Source organism: Rhizobium sp. SVR5-9E (genome assembly GCF_056755095.1).
Window position 1 is genome coordinate 1 of the sequence record NZ_JBNDHS010000840.1, and the last position, 230, is coordinate 230.

The following is a 230-nucleotide window of genomic DNA, read 5'->3' on the forward strand; positions in this document are numbered from 1 at the left end:
CTCACTTGTCTTTCTTCTTGTACATCGCCAGCATGCGCTGGGTGACAAGGAAGCCGCCGACGATATTGACCGAAACGAGCACCAGCGCCACGAAGCCGAAGCCCGTGGCCAATCCGCTGGCGGAAATACCGACCGCCAGCAGCGCGCCGACGACGATAACGGAGGAGATGGCGTTCGTTACCGCCATCAGCGGCGTGTGCAGGGCCGGCGTCACCGACCAGACCACATAG

1 protein-coding gene is annotated in these 230 nt (G+C 62.2%); it reads right to left on the reverse strand.

What is annotated here, in order from left to right; genetic code table 11:
* Window position 1 precedes the first annotated feature (1 nt).
* Window positions 2–230 (reverse strand): proton-translocating transhydrogenase family protein (locus ACPYOJ_RS37210; protein ID WP_481420660.1); only part of this gene is annotated, 229 nt, incomplete at its 5' end.